Origin of the sequence: Mycolicibacter sp. MU0083 (genome assembly GCF_963378075.1) — a bacterium.
Lineage (GTDB): Bacteria > Actinomycetota > Actinomycetes > Mycobacteriales > Mycobacteriaceae > Mycobacterium > Mycobacterium kokjensenii.
The window spans coordinates 4,040,546-4,064,987 of sequence record NZ_OY726394.1 but is presented as its reverse complement, the minus strand read 5'-3'; the positions used below and the strand labels follow the sequence as shown (position 1 = coordinate 4,064,987).

Annotated in this window: 16 protein-coding genes; 14 read left to right on the top strand and 2 right to left on the bottom strand. The window is 69.0% G+C overall.

Annotated features, from left to right (window positions below; translation table 11 throughout):
• The first annotated feature begins 229 nt into the window (after positions 1-229).
• The 7 genes from glf (at position 230) to RCP38_RS18720 (ending at position 9,050) form a co-directional block, all read left to right on the top strand.
• The gene (glf, locus tag RCP38_RS18750) at positions 230-1,423 is read left to right on the top strand and encodes a UDP-galactopyranose mutase (RefSeq protein ID WP_308474400.1); all 1,194 of its coding nucleotides are present in this window, start codon (positions 230-232) and stop codon (positions 1,421-1,423) included.
• Positions 1,420-3,306, top strand: a complete 1,887-nt coding sequence (locus RCP38_RS18745) for a glycosyltransferase (protein WP_308474399.1) — start codon at positions 1,420-1,422, stop codon at positions 3,304-3,306. Before glf ends, RCP38_RS18745 begins: the two co-directional genes overlap by 4 nt.
• On the top strand, positions 3,299-3,847 hold the full coding sequence (locus RCP38_RS18740) for a phosphatase PAP2 family protein (protein WP_308474398.1): 549 nt from the start codon (positions 3,299-3,301) through the stop codon (positions 3,845-3,847). The genes RCP38_RS18745 and RCP38_RS18740 overlap by 8 nt, the downstream gene beginning before the upstream one ends.
• Positions 3,840-4,736 (top strand): decaprenyl-phosphate phosphoribosyltransferase, encoded by an 897-nt coding sequence (locus RCP38_RS18735; RefSeq protein ID WP_308474397.1) that lies wholly within the window; start codon positions 3,840-3,842, stop codon positions 4,734-4,736. The genes RCP38_RS18740 and RCP38_RS18735 overlap by 8 nt, the downstream gene beginning before the upstream one ends.
• Positions 4,714-6,729, top strand: coding sequence for a terminal beta-(1->2)-arabinofuranosyltransferase (zomB, locus tag RCP38_RS18730; protein ID WP_373692397.1), 2,016 nt, complete (start codon positions 4,714-4,716; stop codon positions 6,727-6,729). The genes RCP38_RS18735 and zomB overlap by 23 nt, the downstream gene beginning before the upstream one ends.
• Before the next feature lie 294 nt (positions 6,730-7,023).
• Positions 7,024-7,998: an esterase family protein gene (locus RCP38_RS18725; protein ID WP_308474396.1), complete on the top strand. Its 975-nt coding sequence runs from the start codon at positions 7,024-7,026 to the stop codon at positions 7,996-7,998.
• Positions 7,999-8,156: 158 nt separating this feature from the next.
• Entirely contained in the window at positions 8,157-9,050 is an 894-nt protein-coding gene (locus RCP38_RS18720) for an esterase family protein (RefSeq protein WP_308474395.1), read from the top strand.
• 118 nt (positions 9,051-9,168) lie between these two features.
• On the opposite strand, the gene RCP38_RS18715 is transcribed toward RCP38_RS18720, so the two are convergent.
• On the bottom strand, positions 9,169-10,023 hold the full coding sequence (locus RCP38_RS18715) for an endonuclease domain-containing protein (RefSeq protein WP_308474394.1): 855 nt from the start codon (positions 10,021-10,023) through the stop codon (positions 9,169-9,171).
• A gap of 271 nt (positions 10,024-10,294) precedes the next feature.
• Here RCP38_RS18715 and RCP38_RS18710 point away from each other — a divergent pair, with 271 nt between their 5' ends.
• From RCP38_RS18710 to RCP38_RS18685, 7 genes are all read left to right on the top strand, one after another.
• On the top strand, positions 10,295-11,257 hold the full coding sequence (locus tag RCP38_RS18710; protein WP_308477419.1) for a cutinase family protein: 963 nt from the start codon (positions 10,295-10,297) through the stop codon (positions 11,255-11,257).
• Positions 11,258-11,651: 394 nt separating this feature from the next.
• On the top strand, positions 11,652-13,562 hold the full coding sequence (fadD32, locus tag RCP38_RS18705) for a long-chain-fatty-acid--AMP ligase FadD32 (RefSeq protein ID WP_308474393.1): 1,911 nt from the start codon (positions 11,652-11,654) through the stop codon (positions 13,560-13,562).
• Positions 13,563-13,587: 25 nt separating this feature from the next.
• Positions 13,588-17,841 (top strand): polyketide synthase Pks13, encoded by a 4,254-nt coding sequence (gene pks13 / locus RCP38_RS18700; RefSeq protein WP_373692531.1) that lies wholly within the window; start codon positions 13,588-13,590, stop codon positions 17,839-17,841.
• Positions 17,835-18,947 carry a thioesterase domain-containing protein gene (locus RCP38_RS20005; protein ID WP_373692396.1) on the top strand — a complete coding sequence of 371 codons (1,113 nt, stop codon included), beginning with the start codon at positions 17,835-17,837 and terminating at the stop codon, positions 18,945-18,947. The genes pks13 and RCP38_RS20005 overlap by 7 nt, the downstream gene beginning before the upstream one ends.
• The gene (locus tag RCP38_RS18695) at positions 18,944-20,497 is read left to right on the top strand and encodes an acyl-CoA carboxylase subunit beta (protein ID WP_308474392.1); all 1,554 of its coding nucleotides are present in this window, start codon (positions 18,944-18,946) and stop codon (positions 20,495-20,497) included. Before RCP38_RS20005 ends, RCP38_RS18695 begins: the two co-directional genes overlap by 4 nt.
• 340 nt (positions 20,498-20,837) lie before the next feature.
• Positions 20,838-22,124: a PE-PPE domain-containing protein gene (locus tag RCP38_RS18690; protein WP_308474391.1), complete on the top strand. Its 1,287-nt coding sequence runs from the start codon at positions 20,838-20,840 to the stop codon at positions 22,122-22,124.
• Between the two features lie 218 nt (positions 22,125-22,342).
• A complete protein-coding gene (locus tag RCP38_RS18685) occupies positions 22,343-23,761 on the top strand; it encodes an MFS transporter (RefSeq protein ID WP_308474390.1) in 1,419 nt (472 codons plus the stop codon).
• Here RCP38_RS18685 and RCP38_RS18680 read toward each other — a convergent pair.
• Positions 23,734-24,342: a TetR/AcrR family transcriptional regulator gene (locus RCP38_RS18680; protein WP_308474389.1), complete on the bottom strand. Its 609-nt coding sequence runs from the start codon at positions 24,340-24,342 to the stop codon at positions 23,734-23,736. The genes RCP38_RS18685 and RCP38_RS18680 overlap by 28 nt on opposite strands.
• Positions 24,343-24,442: the final 100 nt, after the last annotated feature.

Here is a 24,442-nt window from a genome sequence, read left to right as displayed (position 1 = left end):
TTCCCGTTCGTCGTTGTCGCGGGGGCCTTCGGGCGTTCACTGCACTTGCATTCGGACCTACGCGTTTGACGGTACGCGTGTGACTCGTGTGAAAGGTGTGACGAGATTGAATCGTGAGGAAACCGCTACCAACCCTTTCTCCGGCCGGGGTGAGCCGGCCGCGAGGTCCGGCGGTCCTGTCGGGGCGCCGACGATGCGTGTGGCCGCTGGTCGGCTACCCTTGGCGCCGATGACCGCTCGTTTTGACCTCTTTGTCGTGGGTTCCGGATTCTTCGGCCTGACCATCGCCGAGCGCGTTGCGACGCAGCTCGGGAAGCGCGTTCTCGTCGTCGAGAAGCGGCCGCACATCGGCGGCAACGCCTACTCGGAGCCGGAGCCGCAGACCGGGATCGAGGTCCACAAATACGGCGCGCACCTGTTCCACACCTCTAATAAGAGGGTCTGGGACTACGTGCGGCAGTTCACCGAGTTCACCGGCTACCAGCACCGCGTCTTCGCCATGCACGGCGGGCAGGCCTACCAGTTCCCGATGGGGCTGGGCCTGGTGTCGCAGTTCTTCGGCCGGTACTTCACCCCCGACGAGGCGCGGGCGCTCATCAAGGAGCAGGCGGCCGAGATCGACACCGCCGAGGCGGCCAACCTCGAGGAGAAGGCGATCAGCCTGATCGGCCGCCCGCTGTATGAGGCGTTCGTCAAGGACTACACCGCCAAGCAGTGGCAGACCGACCCCAAGGAACTGCCCGCGGCCAACATCGCCCGGCTGCCGGTGCGCTACAACTTCGACAACCGCTACTTCAACGACACCTACGAGGGCCTGCCCGTCGATGGCTACACCGCGTGGCTGGAGAACATGGCCGCCGACGACCGCATCGAGGTCCGGTTGGACACCGACTGGTTCGACGTCCGCGACGAACTACGGGCGGCCAGCCCGGACGCGCCGGTGGTCTACACCGGCCCGCTGGACCGCTACTTCGACTACGCCGACGGCAAGCTGGGCTGGCGCACCCTGGACTTCGAGCTCGAAGTGCTCGACACCGGTGATTTCCAGGGCACCTCGGTGATGAACTACAACGACGGCGACGTCCCGTTCACCCGGATCCACGAGTTCCGCCACTTCCACCCCGAACGCGACTACCCGACCGACAAGACCGTGATCATGCGGGAGTACTCGCGCTTCGCCGACGACGCCGATGAGCCGTACTACCCGATCAACACCGAATCCGACCGCGCGCTGCTGGCGTCCTACCGGGCCCGGGCCAAAGCCGAGCTGGACTCGGCGAAGGTGCTCTTCGGCGGGCGGTTGGGCACCTACCAGTACCTGGACATGCACATGGCCATCGCCAGCGCCCTGAGCATGTACGACAACGTCCTGGCGCCGCACCTGACCGACGGGGTGCCGCTGGGGGAGGGCAGTAAGGCATGACCGACAGTTCGCTTGCGGTGAGCCGCCTTTCGCGGATCATCCTGCCGCGCCAGGGTGAGCCGCTGGACGTGCGCAAGCTCTACATCGAGGAATCCGACACCAACGCCCGCCGCGCGCACCCGGCGACCCGCACCAGCCTGGAGATCGGCGAAGAGTCCGAGGTGTCGTTCGCGACGTACTTCAACGCCTTCCCGGCGTCCTACTGGCGACGCTGGTCGATCCTCGAGTCGGTGGTGCTGCATCTGGAGCTGACCGGTTCCGGCCGGGTCGACGTCTACCGCTCCAAGGCGACCGGCGCGCGGATCGCCGTGGACGGCCGGCCCTTCGGACCCGCCGACGACGGGGCCGGCCCGACGGTGGTCGAGTTCGAGGTGGGCCTGCAGCCGTTCGAGGACGGCGGCTGGATCTGGTTCGACATCACCACCGACACCCCGGTCACGCTGCACCGCGGCGGGTGGTACGCCCCGATCGAGGCGCCCGGCCGCGCCGACGTCGCGGTGGGCATCCCGACCTTCAACCGGCCCGACGACTGCGTCAACGCGCTGCTGGCGCTGACCTCCGACGCCGACGTCGACGCGGTGATCTCCGCGGTCATCGTCCCCGACCAGGGCACCCGCAAGGCCTGCGACCACCCGGGCTTCGCGGCGGCCGCCGAACGACTCGGCGACCGGCTGACCATCCACAACCAGCCCAACCTCGGCGGCTCCGGCGGCTACAGCCGGGTGATGTACGAGGCGCTGAAGAACACCGACTGTGAACAGATCCTGTTCATGGACGACGACATCCGCATCGAGCCGGACTCGATCCTGCGGGCGCTGGCGCTCAACCGGTTCGCCAAGACGCCCACCCTGATCGGCGGGCACATGCTCAACCTGCAGGAGCCCTCGCACCTGCACGTGATGGGCGAGGTCGTCGACGCCGGCGTGTTCATGTGGACCAACGCCCCGCACACCGAATACGACCACAACTTCGCCACCGATCCGCTGGCCGAGAGCCCGGAGTTGCACCGGCGGATCGACGTCGACTTCAACGGCTGGTGGATGTGCATGATCCCGCGCGCCGTCGCCGAGGAGATCGGCCAGCCGATCCCGTCGTTCATCAAGTGGGACGACGCCGAATACGGCATCCGCGCCGGCAAGCACGGCTACCCGACCGTCACCCTGCCCGGCGCGGCGATCTGGCACATGGCCTGGAGCGACAAGGACGACGCCATCGACTGGCAGGCCTACTTCCACCTGCGCAACCGGTTGATGGTCGCCGCCCTGCACTGGGACGGCAACGTCTCCGGGCTGATCCGCAGCCACCTCAAGGCGACCCTGAAACACCTGGCCTGCCTGGAGTATTCGACGGTCGCGATCCAGAACAAGGCGCTCGACGACTTCATGGCCGGCCCCGAGCACATCTTCTCGATCCTGGAGTCGGCGCTGCCCGACATCCACGCGCTGCGCAAGACCTACCCGGATGCGGTGGTGTTGCCGGCGGCCAGCGAGCTGCCCACCCCGTCTCGGCGCGGCAAGGCGATGCGGCCCCCGGTGCAGCCGCTGTCCATCGGCTACCGGCTGGCCCGCGGCATCGCCCACAACCTCAAGGCCACCGACACCGAGCACCACCGGCGCCCGCAGCTCAACGTGCCCACCCAGGACGCCCGCTGGTTCCTGCTGTGCACCCAGGACGGCGTCACCGTCACCACCGCCGACGGTCGCGGCGTGGTCTACCGGCAGCGGGACCGGGAGAAGATGTTCGGCCTGCTGCGCGAATCGCTGCGCCGCCAATACCAGTTGGCGCGCCGGTTCGATGCGCTGCGCGCGACCTACCGCCGGGCACTGCCCACACTGTCCAGCAAGCAGCAGTGGGAGACGGTGCTGTTGGAGAGCCATGACTGAGCCGGTGGTCGGCCCGCCGCACGGTGAGGACGCCGTGCTGGTCGCCGTGCAGTCCGCCCTGGCCGGCCGCCCCGGTGTGCTGCCGGTGGCACGCGCCATGTCGCACTTCGGCGAGCACGCCCTGGGCTGGCTGGCACTGGCGGGGATCGGCGCGGTGACCCAGCCGCATCGGCGCCGCCGCTGGCTGCTGGCCGGGATCGGGACCTTCGTCGCGCACGCCGCCGCCGTCGTCGTCAAGCGCGTGGTGCGCCGCACCCGCCCGGACCACCCGGCGATCGCGGTCAACGTGGGCACCCCGAGCGCGTTGAGCTTTCCGTCCGCGCACGCCACCTCCACCGCGGCCGCGGCGGTCCTGCTCGGCCGGGCCCTGGGGCTGCCGGCCCGGATGCTGCCGTCGCTGCTGGTGCCGCCGATGGCGTTGTCGCGCCTGGTGTTGGGTGTGCACTATCCCAGCGACGTCGCCGCGGGCGCCCTGATCGGCGCGACGGTGGCGGTGCTGACCGATCGAGTGGGGGAGTGGACGGAGGCCACCGATGACTGACCGGCCACCGGCGAACCTGTTCGCCGGCATCGTCAAGGCCGTCCGGCCCCGCCAGTGGGTGAAGAACGTCCTGGTGGTCGCGGCCCCGCTGGCGGCACTCGGCGGCGGCGTGCAGTACGACTACGCCGACCTGGCGTTCAAGGTGCTGATCGCGTTCGTGGTGTTCAGCCTGGCGGCGTCGGCGATCTATCTGGTCAACGACGCCCGTGACGTCGAGGCGGACCGGGCGCATCCCACCAAGCGGTTCCGGCCGATCGCCGCCGGGGTGGTCCCCGAGTCGCTGGCCTACGCCCTGGCCGCCGTCCTGGTGGTGGCGTCGCTGGGCATCTCCTGGCTGCTGACCCCGAACCTGGCGCTGGTGATGGCGATCTACGTCGCCATCCAGCTGGCCTACTGCTTCGGCCTCAAACATCAACCGGTGCTGGACATCTGCATCGTGTCCTCGGGATTTTTGATCCGGGCCATCGCCGGCGGTGTGGCCGCCAACATCCCGCTGTCGCAGTGGTTCCTGCTGGTGATGGCGTTCGGATCGCTGTTCATCGCGGCCGGAAAGCGTTATGCGGAGCTGCAACTCGCCGAGCAGACCGGCGCCAAGATCCGCAAGTCGCTGGAGAGCTACACCAGCACCTACCTGCGGTTCGTCTGGACCATGTCGGCCACCGCGATGCTGGTCTGCTACAGCCTGTTCGCCTTCGAACGCGACAACGGCAACGGGTCCTGGTTCGCGGTGACGATCATCCCCATCACCCTCGGGGTGCTGCGTTACGCGGTCGACGTCGACGGCGGCATGGCCGGCGACACCGAGGACATCCTGCGACGCGATCGGGTGCTGCAGCTGATGGCGCTGGCCTGGATCGGAACCATCGGTGTTGCCGTCGCCTTCGGCTAGCCGACGCGAGCGAGGCAACACACCGGACCAGCGGGTCCGGCCCCTGGGCTGGCCGGCGGTCCGCTACAGCCCGTCGGTGCGGCTGAGCTCGTGGCTCGCCGTGGCCGTCGTGCTGCTGATGTTCGCCATCGGCGCGTGGCGGCGACGCTGGATCTCCGATGACGGGCTGATCGTGCTGCGCACCGTGCGCAACCTGCTGGCCGGCAACGGGCCGGTGTTCAACGCCGGCGAGCGGGTGGAGGCCAACACCTCCACCGCCTGGACCTATCTGATGTATCTGGGCAGCTGGCTGGGCGGGCCGGTGCGACCGGAGTATGTGGCGCTGGTGTTCGCGCTGGTGCTGAGCCTGGCCGGGGTGGCGATGCTGATGCTGGGCGCCACCCGGCTGTACGCGCCGGGCCTGCAGGGCCGCCGCGCGGTGCTGCTGCCGGCCGGCGCACTGGTCTACGTCGCGATCCCGCCGGCCCGCGATTTCGCCACCTCCGGGCTGGAGAACGGTCTGGTGCTGGCCTATCTGGGCCTGCTGTGGTGGATGCTGGTCTGCTGGTCGCAGGCGCTGCGGATGCCGCGGTCGCGGGCCCGCGGCGTCTGGTTCACCGGATGCCTGGCCTTTGTGGCCGGCGCCAGCGTGCTGATCCGGCCCGAGCTGGCGCTGATCGGCGGCGGCGCCCTGATCATGCTGCTGATCGCCGCGCGCGACTGGCGGGGCCGCGCGGTGATCGTGGTGGCCGGCGGCGCGCTGCCGGTGGCCTACCAGATCTTCCGGATGGGCTACTACGCGCTGCTGGTGCCGGGGACGGCGCTGGCCAAGGACGCCGCCGGCGACAAGTGGTCGCAGGGAATGACCTACCTGGCCAACTTCAACGCCCCCTACGCCCTGTGGGTGCCACTGGTGCTGCTCGCGGCGTTGGGCGCCGCCCTGTGGATCGGCGCCGCGGTCCGGCAGCGGCCCCGCCGCCCGGTGCCGTCCGGGGTGGGCGCCTGGGCGCGGCTGGCGCAGAGCCCCGGGGCGGTGGTCTTCTTCTTCGTCATCAGCGGGCTGGTGCAGGCCGCCTACTGGGTCCGCCAGGGCGGCGACTTCATGCACGGCCGGGTGCTGCTGGCGCCGTTGTTCGCCATGCTGGCGCCGGTGGCGGTCGTGCCGGTGCTGCTGCCCGACGGCCTGCGCTACCGCCACGAGGCCGGGTACCCGCTCAGCGGTGCGGTCGGGCTGCTGTGGGTGGCGGTGGCGGGCTGGGCGCTGTGGGCGGCCAATTCGCCCGGGATGGCCGACGACGCTACCCGGGTCACCTACTCCGGGATCGTCGACGAGCGCCGGTTCTATTCGCAGGCGACCGGCCACCCCCACCCGCTGACCGCCGCGGACTACCTGGGTTATCCGCGGATGCGCGCGGTGCTCAGCACCATCGCCGCCACCCCGGACGGTGCGCTGCTGCTGCCGTCGGGCGACTACGACAAGTGGGACGTGGTCCCGGTGATCCTGCCGCCGCCGCCGGGAATCGGCGTGCCGGAGGAACCCGACCCACACGGATCCGGGCCGCACACCGTCTTCTTCACCAACCTGGGCATGCTCGGCATGAACACCGGCCTCGACGTCCGGCTGCTCGACCAGATCGGCCTGGCCAACCCGATCGCCGCCCACACCGAACGCCTGGAGCACGGCCGGATCGGCCACGATAAGGACCTGTTCCGGGACTGGGTGGTGGCCGACGGCCCGTGGGTCAAGTGGTATCCGCTGATCCCCGCCTACCTGGAACAGGACTGGGTTGCCCAGGCCGAGGCCGCGCTGCGCTGCCCGGACACCGCGGCGGTACTCGGCTCGGTGCGGGCGCCGATGGGACCGCGCCGGTTCCTGTCCAACGTGCTGCACTCACCGAGCTTCACCCGGTACCGGATCGAGCGGGTCCCGCGCGACGAGCTGATCCGGTGTGGCCTGGCGATACCCGAGCCCACCACCCCGCCCTACACCGGGATGCCGCCGGTCCTCCCGTGACCTGCGCGGGGGACGTCCCGCGAAACTGTGACCGACATCATGGCGGATCGCCGGTGGCAACCGGCCACGCCCGTTCCTACCGGCTGGAATGCTGACCCGAGCGCAGTCCTTAGGTCGTCACAAAAGCCGGTGATACGCCGGTCGGGGCGACCCGCTAAGGTGGCTCGGCTCCTCGATGCCGGTGTTTCTGTGGTTGACTACACCGGCACTGTCGCGTTTCTGCGCACAGATCGGGTCCGACTCGGACCGAGACATGAGCTAAATACGGCAACGAATGAATGAGGGATCCCAAGGATGAAGTTGCTTGACAGGTTGAAGGTCGTCGCCACCGGCGCGGCCGTGCTGGCGGGGTTGGTCGGTTTCGTCGGCGGTACCCCCGAAGCCAACGCCTTCTCCCGGCCCGGGCTGCCCGTCGAGTACCTGCAGGTGCCGTCGGCCGCCATGGGTCGCGACATCAAGGTGCAGTTCCAGAGCGGTGGTTCGGACTCCCCGGGCCTGTACCTGCTCGACGGCATGCGCGCCCAGGACGACTTCAACGGCTGGGACATCAACACCCCGGCGTTCGAGTGGTACCTGAACTCGGGCATCTCGGTGATCATGCCCGTCGGCGGCCAGTCCAGCTTCTACAGCGACTGGTACAAGCCGGCGTGTGGCAAGGCGGGTTGCTCCACCTACAAGTGGGAGACCTTCCTGACCAGCGAGCTGCCGGCTTACCTGGCCTCGGAGTACGGCGTGAGCCGCAGCCGCAACGCCGCGGTCGGCCTGTCGATGGCCGGTTCGTCGGCCATGACCCTGGCCATCTACCACCCGAACATGTTCACCTACGCCGGTTCGCTGTCGGGTTACCTGAACCCGTCCACCGGTAAGGGCTGGATCGGTCTGTCCATGGGCGACGCCGGCGGCTACAAGAAGGAAGACATGTGGGGTCCCGACAGTGACCCGGCGTGGCTGCGCAACGACCCGACCGTCAACATCGACAAGCTGGTGGCCAACAACACCCGCCTGTGGGTCTTCTGCGGCAACGGCAAGGCCAACGAGCTCGGTGGCGACAACATCCCCGCCGTGTTCCTGGAGCAGAACTTCATGATCGGTGCGAACAAGAAGTTCCAGGAGCTCTACACCGCGGCCGGTGGCAACAACGCCGTCTTCAACTTCCCCGAGTACGGCACCCACAGCTGGGAGTACTGGGGCCAGCAGCTGCAGGCCATGAAGGGCGACCTGCAGAGCCACCTCGGTGCGACGCCGAGCAGCGGCGACTCGGGCGAGTAGTCCGAAACCAAGATGTACCGCCGGCGGCGGCGACCTTCGGGTCGCCGCCGTCGGTCGTTTCCTGTCCTGCCCACCGGCGCCGTGTGGTTGACTACCTCCCGGGGTCCGGGCGCGTGACCGGCGGGTGGGGCGAATCTGTGCCGACGAGTGAGGTGGATATGAGCGGACTGTCGAAGATGCTGCGGGCACTGTGTGTGGCCGTACTGATGCTGGGCATGTGGAGCGGCGGCGCGATCGTCGGCGCGGGCGCACAGGCGGCACAGTTCGAGAACCTCATGGTCCCGTCGCCGTCGATGGGCCGGGACATCCCGGTGGCGTTCCTCAACCAGGGCCCGCACGCGGTCTACCTGCTCGACGCGTTCGACGCCCACCCCGAGCTGAGCAACTGGGTGACCGCGGGCAACGCGATGAACACCCTCGCCGGCAAGGGCGTCTCGGTGGTCGCCCCGGCCGGTGGCGCCTACAGCATGTACACCAACTGGGAGCAGGACGGCTCCAAGCAGTGGGACACCTTCCTGTCTTCGGAGCTGCCGGACTGGCTGGCGGCCAACCGCGGCCTGGCGCCGGGCGGGCACGCCGTCGTCGGGGCCTCGCAGGGCGGCTACGGCGCGCTGGCGCTGGCCACCTTCCACCCGGACCGGTTCGGCTTCGCCGGCTCCATGTCGGGCTTCCTCGGGCCGGCCAACACCACCGAGAGCGGTGTGATCAGCGCGGGCCTGCAGAACTTCGGCGGCGTGGACCCCTACGGCATGTGGGGCGCGCCGCAGTTGGGCCGCTGGAAGTGGCACGACCCGACGGTGCACGCCACGCTGCTGGCCCAGAACAACACCCGGGTGTGGATCTACGCCCCGCTCGGTGGCGCGTCCAACCCGGCGGCGATGATCGGCGACCCGTCGGAGGCCGCCGGTAGCGGCCGGTACTTCCACATGCAGTACCGCCAGGTGCGCGGCAAGAACGGGCACTTCGACTTCTCCCCGGGCGACAACGGCTGGGGCTCGTGGTCGGCGCAGCTGGGCGCGATGGCCGGCGACATCGTCGGCGCGATTCGCTAGCGCGGCGTCAGCCGGGCGAAGCGGGATCGCGCTTAGGCAGAGCGATCCGCTGATTTTCCCCCGTTGACTCTGCGTTCAGGGCGCAAAAGTGCGAGTAGGCACCGCCCTGAGCGCAGAGTCATCGCGGTTGTAGCGCATTCCACGCGGCCCGGACGCGGCGCACGACGTCCTCGCCGCGATGTTCCTTGACCACCTTGATGTGCGTCCAGCCGACCGCGTAGACGTACTCCTGCCGGGTGGCGTCCCAGACGTACTGCGACCGGTCGTTGAGGTGATGCTCGCCGTCGTACTCGACCGCGAGCATGATGTCCTCCCACCCCATGTCCAGGAAATACTTCGGGCGACCGTCCGGCCCGAGGACCGGGATCTGGGTGGCCGGTGGCGGGAAACCCGCATTGATCAGTAGCAGCCGCAGCCAGGTCTCCTTCGGGGAGTCGGCGCCGCGGTCGTAGCGGGCCAGCGCCGCCTCCAGCTGGCGCAGACCTCGGGTGTGCCGGTGCCGGCGGGCCACCGCCAGCACGTCGTCGGCGGTGAATCCGGTGGCGTTGCCCAGCGCGTCCAGCCGTGCCACCGCCTGCCCGAGGCGTCCGCGCCGGCCGAGGTCGAAGGCGGTGCGCGCCACCGTGGTCACCGCCATACCGCGGTGCCGCGAGATCTCGCCGTCGAGCAGGAGGTCGGCGCGGGTCAGCACGCCGTCGGGAGGTCTGGCGTTGGGCCAGATCAACTCGATCGGGGTGGTGTCGTCCACCCATTTCGCGCCGTGCATCGCGGCGGCGGCGGACCCGGCGATCACGGCTTGGCCGCCCGACCACAGCCAGGCGGCGACGGTCCGCTGCCGCAGCGTGGGCTGCACGTGGGCGTCGACGTAGACGTTCGGCAGGATCGCGGTGTAGTAGCGGCGCAGTTCGTGGCGGGTCAGCCGTCCCGCGGCCAACGCCTCGGTGCCCAGGAAGGGCTGTGCTGGCTTCGTCATGCCGCGATGCTGGCAGCAGGGGGCGCTCTCGCGTCGACGTCTATCCACAGGCCCCGCCCGGTCGCCGGCGCCCCCGGTCGCCCCACCCCCCAACGGCCAACGGTGCACGAGCCCGCCGATCTGTACCGTGATAGGCGCTATGGCTGACAAACCACGGAAGTCCCCTCGTAAGGCGCCCGCGAAGAAATCAGCGGCGAAGCCCGCCCGGAAAGCGCCCGCGAACGCGCCGCGCAACCGTCGGCGCCTGCTCGCCTGGATCGCCGCCGGTGCGATGGCGCTGGCCGTGCTACTGGCGGTCGTGGCACTGGTGATCTTCATCCGACGCCCGGACACCCCGCCGGCCCCCGAGCCGCCGGTCGCCGGTGTGCCGCCCACCGGCTCGGTGCCGTCACGGCCGCACAAGCCGCGGCCCGCATCGCAGCCCGCCGACTGCCCGGATGTGCAGCTGGTGTCGGTGCCGGGCACCTGGGAGTCCTCGCGGACCGACGATCCGCTGAACCCGACGGAGTTCCCGCGGGCGTTGCTGCTCAGCGTCACCCGGCCGATCGCCGGGGAATTCGGGGCCGAACGGGTGCAGACCTACACGGTGCCCTACATCGCGCAGTTCCGTAACCCGCTGGTCGACGACGGGCAGATGGACTACAACAAGAGCCGCGCCGAGGGTAAGAAGGCCACCGTCGACGCGATGACCGCGATGAACGACCGGTGCCCGCTGACCAGCTATGTGCTGGTGGGCTTCTCGCAGGGCGCGGTGATCGCCGGTGACGTGGCCGGTGACATCGGCAACGGGCGCGGTCCGGTCGACGAGGACCTGGTGCTGGGGGTGACGTTGATCGCCGACGGCCGTCGCCAGATGGGTCCGGACGCCGGGGTGGACGTGCCGCCGACGCCGCCGGGTCAGGGGGCCGAGGTCACGCTGCACGAACTGCCGCTGCTGTCCGGTCTGGGGCTGACCATGACCGGCGCCCGCGACGGCGGGTTCGGCGACCTGTCCGCGCGCACCAACGAGATCTGTGCCCGCGGTGACCTGATCTGCGCCGCCCCGCGCGAGGCGTTCAGCATCGCCAAGCTGCCCGGCACCCTGGAGACGCTGGCCGGCGGGGCGGCGGCGCCGGTGCACGCGCTGTATGCGACCACCGACTTCTGGGAGCAGGACGGCAAGTCCGCCACCGAGTGGACGCTGGATTGGGCGCGGGGCGTGATCGCGGATGCGCCGCGTCCGCCGCACGGGTGACAAGGAGAGGCGAAGCTGGAACCGCCGCGTGATCTTCGGTGGTTTAGCGAGGCTCGACGAAGGAGAGGCGAAGCTGGAACCGCCGCGTGATCTTCGGTGGTTTAGCGAGGCTCGACGAAGGAGAGGCGAAGCTGGAACCGCCGCGTGATCTTCCGACCCCGGAGACCGTCGTCACACGCGGTACCGTTTGATTTGGCATGATCCGCACCGACCTCTAACATTAAGAACAATTTAAGAGCTGCGGCTCGTGGCCGCACGGCAGCGGCGCGTCGCCGGGTAGCCGGAAACCCATTACCATCTGTGAGGTTCCGGACCTGCCTGGTGTAACGGACCAGCACGATCCCGACGCGCCCGGCAGCCGATATGAACGTTTGTTCGCGACAGGAGATTCTGCATGGCCCCGGCTACACAGGCCAGTTACCACAACCCCTTCGTCAAGGACGGCAAGATCCGGTTCCCGGACAACGCCAACCTGGTGAAGACGGTCGAGCGCTGGGCGGCGCTGCGCGGCGAGAAGGTGGCGTACCGCTTCCTGGACTTCTCCACCGAGCGCGACGGCCTGGCCCGCGAGATCTCCTGGGCGGACTTCGGCGCCCGCAACCGTGCCCTGGGCGCCCGGCTGCAGCAGGTCACCGAGCCCGGTGACCGGATCGCGATCCTGTGTCCGCAGAACCTGGAGTACCTGATCTCCTTCTTCGGGATCATGTACTCCGGCCGTATCGCGGTGCCGCTGTTCGACCCGAGCGAGCCGGGACACGTCGGCCGGTTGCACGCGGTGCTCGACGACTGCACCCCGTCGGCCGTGCTGACCACCAGCGACTCCGCCGAGGGCGTGCGCAAGTTCTTCCGCAGCCGCCCGGCCAACGCCCGGCCGCGCGTCATCGCCGTCGACGCGGTGCCCGACGAGGTCGGCTCCACCTGGGTGATGCCCGAGACCGACCGGTCCGCGGTGGCCTACCTGCAGTACACCTCCGGCTCCACCCGCACGCCCACCGGCGTGAAGATCTCGCACCTGAACCTGCCCACCAACGTCGTGCAGTTGCTGGACTCGCTCAAGGGCCGCGAGGGCGACCGCGGTGTCACCTGGCTGCCGTTCTTCCACGACATGGGCCTGGTCACCATTCTGCTGTCGTGCGTGATGGGCCAGCAGTTCACCTTCATGACCCCCGCGGCGTTCGTCCGCCGGCCCTACCGGTGGATCCGGGAGATGGCGCGCAAGGAGGGCGAGACCGGCGAGTGCTTCTCGGTGGCCCCCAACTTCGCCTTCGAGCACGCCGCGGCCCGCGGTCTGCCCAAGGAGGGCGACCCGCCGCTGGACCTGAGCAACGTCCGCGCCATCCTCAACGGCAGTGAGCCGGTGTCGGCGGCGTCGGTGCGTAAGTTCAACGAGGCGTTCGGCCCGTACGGGTTCCGCGAGGAGGCCATCAAGCCGTCCTACGGTCTGGCCGAGGCCACCCTGTTCGTCTCCACCACCCCGCCCGACGAGGGCCCGCGGATCGTCTACGTCGACCGCGAGGAGCTCAACAACGGCAACCGCTTCGTCGAGGTGCCGCAGGATGCCCCCAACGCGGTCGCGCAGGCTTCGGCCGGCCGGGTGTCGGTGGATCAGTGGGCGGTGATCGTCGACTACGAGACCGGCGCGGAGCTGCCCGACGGCCAGATCGGCGAGATCTGGCTGCAGGGCAACAACATGGGCGTCGGCTACTGGAACCGCGACGAGGAGTCCAAGGACACCTTCCAGAACGTGCTCAAGTCGCGCACCACGCCGTCGCGCGCCGAGGGCTCCGACGAGAACGGCTTCTGGGTTCGCACCGGCGACTACGGCGCCTACTACCAGGACGACCTCTACATCACCGGCCGGGTCAAGGATCTGGTGATCGTCGACGGCCGCAACCACTACCCGCAGGACCTGGAGTACTCCGCGCAGGAGGCCAGCCGGGCGCTGCGGGCCGGCTACGTCGCCGCGTTCTCGGTACCGGCCAACCAGTTGCCGGCCGAAGCCTTCGACAACCCGCACTCGGGGCTGAAGTTCGACCCCGAGGACTCATCCGAGCAGTTGGTGATCGTCGCCGAGCGTGCGCCGGGCGCCCACAAGCTGGAGTACCAGCCCATCGCCGACGACATCCGGGCCGCGATCGCGGTGCGCCACGGCGTGACCGTGCGCGACGTGCTGCTGGTGTCGGCGGGCACCGTGCCGCGTACCTCCAGCGGCAAGATCGGTCGCCGCGCCTGCCGGGCCGCCTACCTGGACGGCAGCCTGCGCGGCGGCACCACCGGCCCGAACGCCTACCCCGACGAGGTCTGATCCCAGAATGAGCGAGGCTCCGCAGATGACCGGCGACGGCGACGACGCAATCCTGCGCGGCACCAGCCGCACCGACCTGACCGTCGCAGACATGCGGACCTGGCTGCGGAACTGGGTGGCCAACGCCACCTCCCAGTCGCCGGAGAAGATCAACGAGACGGCCCCGCTGATCGAGCTGGGGCTGTCGTCGCGCGACGCGGTGGCGATGGCCTCCGACATCGAGGACTTCACCGGGGTGACGCTGTCGGCCACGGTGGCGTTCCGGCACCCGACGATCGAGGCGCTGGCCACGGTGATCGTCGAGGGCGAACCGGTGGTGGTCGACGACTCCGACGGCGAGGACTGGTCGCGTGACGCCGACGTCGCCGACATCGCGGTGGTCGGTCTGGCCACCCGCCTGCCCGGGGACATGAACACCCCCGAGGACACCTGGGAGAAGCTGCTGGCCGGCTTCGACGCCATCACCGACCTGCCCGAGGGCCGCTGGTCGGAATTCCTGGAGGAGCCGCGGATCGCCGAGCGGGTCGCCAAGGCGCGCACCCGCGGCGGCTACCTCTCCGATATCAAGGGCTTCGACGCGGAGTTCTTCGCGCTGTCGAAGATGGAAGCCGACAACATCGACCCGCAGCAGCGGATGGCGCTCGAATTGACCTGGGAAGCCTTGGAGCACGCCCGGATTCCGGCGTCGTCGCTGCGCGGTGAAGCGGTCGCGGTCTACATGGGATCGACCAACGGCGACTACCAGAACCTGGCGTTGTCGGACCCGAGCGTCACCCACCCGTACGCGATCACCGGCAACTCGAGTTCGATCATCGCCAACCGGGTCAGCTACTTCTACGACTTCCGCGGGCCGTCGGCCACCATCGACACCGCCTGCTCGTCGTCGCTGGTCGCCGCGCACGCCGGTGTGCAGGCACTGCGCAACGGCGAGGCCGACGTGGCGGTGGTCGGCGGCGTCAACGCGCTGGTCACCCCGCTGGTGACGGTCGGTTTCGACGAGGTCGGCGGGGTGCTGTCCCCGGACGGCCGGATCAAGTCGTTCTCCGCCGACGCCGACGGCTACTCCCGCGCCGAGGGTGCCGGGGTGCTGATCCTCAAGCGCGTCGACGACGCCCGCCGCGACGGTGACCAGATTCTCGCGGTGATCGCCGGTTCGGCGGTCAACCACGACGGCCGCTCCAACGGCCTGCTGGCGCCGAACCCGGACGCCCAGGCCGCGGTGCTGCGCAAGGCCTACAAGAACGCCGGTATCGACCCGCGCACGGTGGACTACATCGAGGCGCACGGCACCGGCACCATTCTCGGTGACCCGATCGAGGCCGAGGCGCTGGGCCGGGTGGTCGGCCGCGGCCGCGCCGCCGACAAGCCCGCACTGTTGGGTGCGGTGAAATCCAATGTGGGACACCTGGAGTCGGCCGCCGGTGCGGCGTCGCTGGCCAAGGTGGTGCTGGCGATGCAGCACGACAAGATCCCGCCGTCGATCAACTACGCCGGGCCGAACCCCTACATCGACTTCGCCGGCACGCATCTGAAGGTCGCCGACACCGCGTGCGACTGGCCGCGCTACGGCGGCTACGCGGTGGCCGGGGTCTCCGGCTTCGGCTTCGGCGGGGCGAATGCGCACGTGGTGGTGCGCGAGGTGCTGCCGCGCGATGTGATCGAGCGGGAGCCGGAAGCGCCTGCGGTCGAAGAGGTTCCCGAGGAGATCGTCCACGAGGCGCCCCGCTTCGACGAGTACGGCGAGTTCATCGCACCGGAGAACCCCTACGGTTCCGGCGACGACGACTACGAACTGCCCGGTCTGACCGACGAGGCGCTGCGGCTGCGCGACGAGGCGCTGGCCGAACTGGCTGCTTCGGAACCGGTGCAACCCCTTATCCCGCTGGCGATCTCGGCGTTTCTGACCTCTCGTAAGAAGGCCGCCGCCGCCGAGCTGGCCGACTGGATCGACAGCGAAGAGGGCCGCGCCACCCCGCTGACCGCGATCGGCCGGTCGCTGTCGCGGCGCAACCACGGCCGCTCGCGTGCCGTGGTGCTGGCCCACGACCACGACGAGGCCGTCGCCGGCCTGCGCGCGGTGGCCGCCGGTAAGCAGAAGCCGGGGGTGTACTCCGCCGACGGCCCGGTCACCAACGGGCCGGTGTGGGTGATGGCCGGTTTCGGTGCGCAGCACCGCAAGATGGGCAAGAACCTTTACCTGCGCGACCCGATCTTCGCCGAGTGGATCGAGAAGGTCGACGCGCACGTGCAGGACGAGCGCGGCTACTCCGTGCTGGAGCTGATCCTCGACGACTCGCACGACTACGGCATCGAGACCTCCAACATCGCGATCTTCGCCATCCAGATCGCCCTCGGCGAGGTGCTCAAGGCGCACGGGGCACGCCCCACCGCCGTCATCGGCCAGTCGCTGGGTGAGCCCGCCTCGGCGTACTTCTCCGGCGGGCTGTCGCTGGCCGACGCCACCCGGGTCATCTGCTCGCGCGCGCACCTGATGGGTGAGGGCGAGGCGATGCTGTTCGGCGAGTACATCCGGTTCATGGCGCTGGTGGAGTACTCCGCCGAAGAACTCGAGACCGTGTTCGGCGACTTCCCCGGCCTGGAGGTGTGCGTCTACGCCGCGCCGTCGCAGACCGTGATCGGCGGGCCGCCCGAGCAGATCGACGAGATCGTCGCGCGCGCCGAATCCGAGGGCCGCTTCGCCCGCAAGCTGCAGACCAAGGGCGCCGGGCATACCTCGCAGATGGATCCGCTGCTGGGTGAGTTCACCGCCGAGTTGCAGGGCATCGAGCCGCAGGTGCCGAACATCGCGATCTTCTCCACCGTGCACGAGGGCAGCTACGTCAAGCCCGGCGGCGAGCCGATCCACGACGTGGACTACTGGAAGAAGGGGATGAGGCACAGCGTCTACTTCACCCACGGGGTCCGCAACGCCGTCGACAACGGCTACACCACGTTCCTGGAGTTGGCGCCGAACCCGGTGGCGCTCATGCAGGTCGGGCTGACCACGGCCAGCGCCGGGCTGCACGACGCCCAGCTGATCGCCACCCTGGCCCGCAAGACCGACGACGTCGACGCCATGACCATGGCGATGGCGCAGCTCTACGTGTTCGGCCACGACCTGGACTTCCGCACCCTGTTCCCGCGGGAGGTGCAGGGTCCGGTCAGCCCGGCGGAGTTCGCGAACATCCCGCCGACGCAGTTCAAGCGCAAGCCGCACTGGCTGGACGCGCACTTCTCCGGCGACGCCACCGGCGTCATGCCCGGATCGCACGTGGCCACCCCGGACGGCCGGCACGTCTTCGAGTACGCCGCCCGCGACACCGAGGTGGACCTGGCCGCGCTGGTGAAAGCCGCTGCGGCGGCGGTGCTTCCGGATGCGGTGCTGGTGGCCTCCGAGCAGCGGGCGGTGCCCGGCGAGGGGTCGCGCCTGGTGACCACGCTGACCCGGCATCCCGGCGGCGCGGCGGTGCAGGTGCACGCCCGGATCGGCGAATCGTTCACGCTGGTCTACGACGCCCTGGTGAGCCGCAGTGGCGCCGAAGGGGTTTCGCTGCCGATCGCGGTCGGTGCCGGTACCGCGGTGGTGTCCTCGGGTGCGGTGGCTGCGCCGGCCGAGCCCGAGGTCGATGATGCCGCGATCCTGCAGGACAACCTGACCGCCGGTGCCGGCCTGGCCGCCGGTTTCGCCAAGTGGTCGCCGGAATCCGGTGAGACCGTGGCGGAGCGGTTGGGCACGATCGTCGGCAGCGCGATGGGCTATGAGCCCGAGGACCTGCCGTGGGAGGTGCCGCTGATCGAGCTGGGCCTGGATTCGCTGATGGCGGTGCGGATCAAGAACCGTGTCGAATACGACTTCGACATGCCGCCGATCCAGCTGACCGCGGTGCGCGACGCCAACCTCTACAACGTCGAGGAGATGATCCGTTACGCGGTGGAGCACCGCGACGAGGTCGAGGCGCTGCACGCGCACCAGCAGACCATGACCGCCGACGAGATCGCCGCCGAGCAGGCCGCGATCATCGCCGCGGCCAAGGCTGCCGAAGCGGGCGAGGCGCCTGCCGCGCCGACCGAGCCGGCCGCACCTGCCGAGCCTGCCGAGCCGTCGTCGTCGCCGGAACCCGTTGCGGCACCGCCCGCCTCGGACATTCCGATCCCGCCGCCGCCGACCGACCCGTCGGGCCCCCGATCCCGCCGCCGCCGACGAATCCGGCCGGCCCCGGCGCGGGCGACTCCGGGATCAGCTCCAAGACCGCCGCCGCGGCGGCCGCCAAGGTGCTGACCCAGGAAGCGGTGACCGAGGCGCTGGGCGCCGACGTTCCCCCGCGTGACGCCGCCGAGCGGGTCACCTTCGCGACCTGGGCCATCGTCACCGGCAAGTCGCCGGGCGGCATCTTCAACGAGCTGCCGGCCATCGACGACGACACCGCGGCCAAGCTCTCCGAGCGGCTCTCCGAGCGGGCCGAGGGCATCGTCACGGTCGAGGACGTGAAGTCCGCGACCACCATCGAGGGTCTGGCGACCATCGTCCGCGACCAGCTCGAGGACGGCGTGGTGGACGGCTTCGTCCGCACCCTGCGCGCCAAGAAGGAAGGCTCCGACCAGGTTCCGCTGTTCGTCTTCCACCCCGCGGGCGGCTCGACGGTGGTCTACGAACCGTTGATGAAGCGACTGCCCGCCGACCTGCCGGTGTACGGCATCGAGCGGGTGGAGGGTTCCATCGAGGAGCGGGCCGCCGAGTACGTGCCCAAGCTGCTGGAACTGCACGACGGGCCGTTCCTGCTCGCGGGCTGGTCGTTGGGCGGGGCGCTGGCGTACGCCTGCGCGATCGGGCTCAAGCAGGCCGGTGCCGACGTGCGCTACATCGGCCTGATCGACCTGGTGCTGCCCGGCGAGCCGATCGACCAGAGCAAGGAAGGCATGCGGGCCCGCTGGGACCGCTACGCCCGATTCGCCGAGCGCACCTTCAACGTCGAGGTCCCCGAGATCCCTTACGAGGAACTGGAGAAACTCGACGACGAGGGTCAGGTCAAGTTCGTCCTGGAGGCCGTCTCGGCCAGCGGGGTGCAGATCCCCGGCGGCATCATCGAGCACCAGCGCACGTCGTACCTGGACAACCGGGCCCTGGACACCATCGAGATCCAGCCCTACGACGGGCACGTCGTGCTCTACATGGCCGACCGCTACCACGACGACGCCATCGTGTTCGAGCCCGCCTACGCCACCCGTAAACCGGACGGCGGCTGGGGGGAGTACATCTCCGACCTGGAGATCGTGCACATCGGCGGCGAGCACATTCAGGCCATCGACGAGCCCTACATCGCTAAGGTGGGCGCTCACATGACCGAGGCGATCAACCGCATCCAAGCCGAGAGCGAGTCCAAGTGAGCAACAAGACCACGGCCGAACTGCTCGCCGAACTCCGCGAAAAGCTGGAGTTGGCAAAGGAACCCGGCGGTGAGGCGGCCGCCGCCAAGCGTGCGAAGAAGGGCATCCCCAGCGCCCGCGACCGCATCCACGCGCTGCTCGACCCGGGCACCTTCATGGAGGTCGGCGCGCTGTGCAAGACCCCCGGCGACCCCAACGCCCTCTACGGCGACGGCGTCGTCACCGGCCACGGCCGGATCAACGGCCGGCCGGTCGGCGTCTTCAGCCACGACCAGACCGTCTTCCAGGGCTCGGTCGGGGAGATGTTCGGCCGCAAGGTGGCCAAGCTGATGGAGTGGGTGGCCATGGTCGGCTGCCCGATCATCGGCATCAACGACTCCGCCGGTGCCCGCATCCAGGACGCCGTGACGTCGCTGGCCTGGTACGCCGAGCTGGGCCGCCGCCACGAGATGCTGCGCGGCCTGGTCCCGGAGATCTCCATCATCCTCGGCAAATGTGCTGGGGGAGCGGTGTATTCGCCCATCCAGACCGACCTGCTGGTGGCCGTGCGCGACCAGGGTTACATGTTCATCACCGGGCCCGACGTGATCAAGGACGTCACCGGTGAGGACGTCACCTTCGACGAGCTGGGTGGCGCCGACGTGCAGGCGCAGCGCGGCAACATCCACAAGGTGGTCGCCGACGAGGCCGAGGCGTTCCAGTACGTGCGCGACTACCTGTCGTTCCTGCCGGCCAACCACTTCGACGACGCGCCGGTGGTCAACCCCGGGCTGGAGCCCGAGATCACCCCGCACGACCTGGAATTGGACTCGATCGTGCCGGACGCGGACAACACCGCCTACGACATGCACGAGATCCTGCTGCGGATCTTCGACGACGGCGACGTCTTCGAGATCTCCGAGCAGCGTGGCCGGGCGATGATCACCGCGTTCGCTCGCGTCGACGGGCATCCGGTCGGCGTGATCGCGAACCAGCCGATGTACATGTCCGGCGCGGTCGACACCGAGGCGTCGGACAAGGCGGCCGGGTTCATCCGGTTCTGCGACTCCTTCAACCTGCCGCTGGTGTTCGTCGTCGACACCCCCGGCGCCATGCCCGGCGTCTCCGAGGAGGCCAACGGGATCATCAAGCGCGGCGGCCGGTTCTTCAACGCGATCGTCGAGGCCGACGTGCCGAAGGTGACCGTGATCATCCGCAAGGCCTACGGCGGCGGGTATGCGGTGATGGGCTCCAAGCAGCTGTCGGCGGATCTGAACTTCGCCTGGCCGACGGCGCGTATCGCGGTGATCGGCGCCGACGGTGCCGCCCAGTTGCTGGTGAAGCGCTTCCCGGATCCGACCGCGCCCGAGGTGCAGAAGATCAAGGCGGACTTCATCGCCGGCTACAACGAGAACATGGCGATTCCGTGGACCGCCGCCGAGCGGGGCTACATCGATGCGGTGATCCAGCCGCACGAGACCCGGCTGTTGCTGCGCAAGTCGCTGAAGCTGCTGCGGGACAAGCAGAACTTCCCCAAGGTGCAGCGCAAGCACGGCCTGCTCCCCATGTAGCCCCCTTTGGCGCGAGCCCCCTTCTTTCGCGCGAGCGCCCTTTGGCGCGTGCGCCCTTTGGCGCGAGCGTGCGTGTCTGCCCGGCGACACGCCGTGTCAGGCGTACAACCATGCACGTTCGCGCCCCGCCGACGCCCGCCAACCGTCGCTAAGTTTCGACTCAGAATGCGAGCACGCCGGGCCTTGGTGTGCTAGCGAAATAGCCGCATTCCCGCTGGTGAGGCAAGGTGCGGGGATGAAGTGAACCTTAATTTGACATAACAGTTCCCGGTTGTCAGTATTCAGGTTCGAGGTTGCCGCGTACCCCCGCGCGGCCCGACACCCTGGCGAGGACTTCTGGATGTTCGATGCGGCCGCCACCCAGCCCAGCTCCAGCGTCAACCGCGTGTGCGCCGCACTGGCCGCCGCCACGTTGGTGGCCGGCCTCAGTGCCGGCCCGACGCAGGCATCGCAGCAGCCCACACCCGAGCACGTCGCGGTAACGCTGACCGCCGATGACTCGCTGGCGGGTTCGGGCATCGCGTTGATCATGGGTCCGAGCATGATCCCGACGCCGACCGAGCACTACGCCGAGACCGTCAGCGAGCTGTTCCTGCAGCCGCGCGGGTTCGCCGGCGAGCTGGAGGTTCTCACCACTCCCCAGGAGGCCTACCTGCTGGACGAGTCGATGGCCAAGGGTGCCCAGATCGTCGTCGACCGGGTGCTGGAGCTGATCGACCAAGGCCTGGTCGACGAGGACCACCCGGTGACGATCTTCGGGTACTCGCAGAGCGCGGCGCTGACCACCATGGCGATGGAGAAGCTCGTCGCCGCCGACGTGGACTACGACGCGGTGCACTTCGTGCTGATCGGCAACTCCGCCAATCCCAACGGCGGCCTGCTGGTCGGGTTCTCGGAGTTCCCGGGCATCACCTCGAACCTGGCAGATGACGGTGTGACGCTCGGCAATCCGACGCCGAACGACATGTATCACACCGACATCTACTCGATGGAGTACGACGGGTACGCCGACTTCCCGCAGTACTGGCTCAACCCGCTGGCCACCATCAACGCGATCATGGGCATGGCCATTCAGCACATCTCCTACCTGGGCTTGACCCCCGAGCAGGTCGCCGACGCCGTCGAACTGGAGACCAGCCCGGGCAGCGCGATCGACTCCTACGTGATCGAGAGCGAATTCCTGCCGATCCTGTGGCCGCTGCTGTTCACCCCTTTCATCGGAAAGCCGTTGTACGACTTGCTGGAACCGACTGTGCGGATGCTGGTGAACCTCGGCTACGGCGACTATCACACCGGCTGGAACGACGGCCCGGCCGACGTGCCGACGATGGTGTCGCTGGACTCGCAGGACGTCGACTGGGACGAGTTCAACGCCGGGCTGGCCACCGCGGCGCAGGAAGGCTGGGACGCCTTCGTCGCCGGCCTGCTGGACCCGGACACCTATCAACTGGTGAACCCCGAAGACAATCCGGCGGTGGCCGGCCTGATCGCCGCGGGCTACGGCATGGGCCTAGGGGCGGGCGACGACCCGTCGGTGCAGGACATGCTCCGTGACCTGACGGATCTGATGTGGAACTCTTTGGTGGGGCAGTACTTCGACCCGGCCTACTGGGCGGACGCGTCGTAGGAGCGTAGGCGCCCTTTCCGTCGACGCAGACTCAGGTCGCGTAACCCGGTAATAACCGGTCTCGAACCCGTAAGTGTTTCGTAACGCTTCGGCAACCCCGGTATTCAGGCCGGGATAGCAATTATCGTTTCCCCCAGGCGATCCCACGCACGGGATCGCCCGCCGAATGACCGGTTGCGCGGCAAGGGGGACGACGTGGTTGTTAGCGACGTTGCCCTATGAGCCTGCTGCTTCCGGAGCGGCGGGCGGCGCCGCCGGAGTCACATCGGCGGCCAGACGGCGACGCGCGTAAACGTCTGCTGCACAAGGCGATCACCGCCTCAGCGATCGGTAACGCCACCGAATGGTATGACTACGGCGTCTACGCGGTGCTGGCCACCTACTTGACCGAGGCGTTCTTCCCGGACACTCTGGGCAGTCTCGGCACCATGCTGGGGTTCGCGGTGTCGTTCGTGTTGCGCCCGCTCGGCGGTATGGTCTGGGGCCCGATCGGTGACCGGTTCGGCCGTAAATCGGTGCTGGTGGCGACTATTCTGCTGATCGCGGTCGCCACCACCCTCATCGGTGTCCTGCCCACCTATGCGTCGGTCGGGTGGTGGGCGCCGGGGTTGCTGATCGCACTGCGGGTGGTGCAGGGATTCTCCACCGGCGGCGAATACGGCGGTGCGGCAACGTTCATGGCCGAGAGCGCGCCCGACGACAAACGTGGAACCTACGGCAGCTTCCTGGAGTTCGGCGCCGTCGGCGGCTTCGTCATGGGCAGTGCCGTGGTGCTCCTGCTTGAAGCGCTGCTCACCCATGAGCAGATGACGGCATGGGGCTGGCGTATCCCGTTCCTTCTAGCGCTGCCCCTGGGCGTGCTCGGGCTGATCCTGCGCAGCCGGATGCCGGAGACGCCGGTGTTCTCCGAATGCGTTGCCTGCGATGCGATCACCGGTTCGGCGTGGGATCGGCTGGTGGACCTGGTCACCAACTACACCCGGCCGATCCTGGTGACGTTCGCCCTGCTGGTCGCCCTGAACATCATCGACTACACCCTGGTGACCTATCAACCCACCTATCTGCACGCCACCGCCGGCCTCGATGAACGCAGTCGCACCGCCGTGGTGCTGGTCGGCGAACTGGCGATGTTGGCGTGCATACCGTTCGCGGGAGCCTGGTCGGACCGGGTCGGCCGCAAACCGCTGTGGCGGGCCTCCCTGATCGGCTTCGCGGTACTGGCGCTGCCGATGTACTGGTTGATGGGCCAGGGATTCGCCTGTGCCCTGGTCGGATTCACCGTGCTGAGCGTGTTGTTCGCGGCGCCGCTGGCCACGGTGGCGGCGACGTTCCCGGCGATGTTCCCCACCCAGGTCCGGTATGCGGGCTTCGCGATCGCCGACAACGCCGCGGTGGCGATGTTCGGCGGCACCGCGCCGGTGCTGGCCGACTCGGTGATCGATCAGACCGGCTGGCAGCTCTTTCCGGCGGCCTACCTGGTGGTCGCCGCCGCGCTGGGCCTGGGCGCCCTACGGTTCCTGCCGGAGACGGCCGGATATTCGCTGCGGGGCACCGAGACTCCCGGCGTGCAGGGTGAGCTCGAGCGGGAGCTGGCCGCGGTGATCGCCGGTCAGGGCGTCAGCACCCGCAGTCCGTAGAGATAAGTGGTCAGGTATTCCTCGATCACCGGCGTCCGCAACTCCTTGGCTTCCGGAACGGTGATGAGCAGCGCGTAGAGCCCGACCAGAAACGAGATGCCGTTGTGCATCACGTCCACGTCGGCGGGGATGTCGCCGCGGTCGCGGGCACGTTCCAGCTCCTCGATGACCGCGACGATCACCGGGTGGGTGGGCCAGACCTCCGCCGGCGGCCGGGTGGGGGAGAAGTGCAGTACCAGAAGGTCTTTGAACAAGAGCCCGCCCAGCCGCCGTTCCATGCGCTCCAGAGCCCGGACGATCTCGGTGAGGGTGGCCCGCACGTCGTGCTCGGCGGCGAAGAAGCGGGCGAGTTCGGCGGCCACCCGTTCTTCTTCGCGCTGCTCCAGTTCCAGTAGGACGTGTTCTTTGGTGGGGAAGTGAAAGAAGAACGTGCCGTGGGCAACTCCGGCGGCAGCGACGATGACCCCGATGTCGGCGGCGGCCATGCCGGTCCGGCTGAACTCGGCGACGGCGGCGCCCAATAGCCGCTCATGGGTCTGCTGGCCCTTGCGACCACGGTGGTCGGGTTTCGGGTTCGCCACGCCGGTTGTCTCCGAGTCTTGCCGTAGGGGTCTCGGACAGCCTAACCCATCTCATAACTGACTGAAATCAGTTTGGGGGTTGGAATCGGCGACGCTGCCG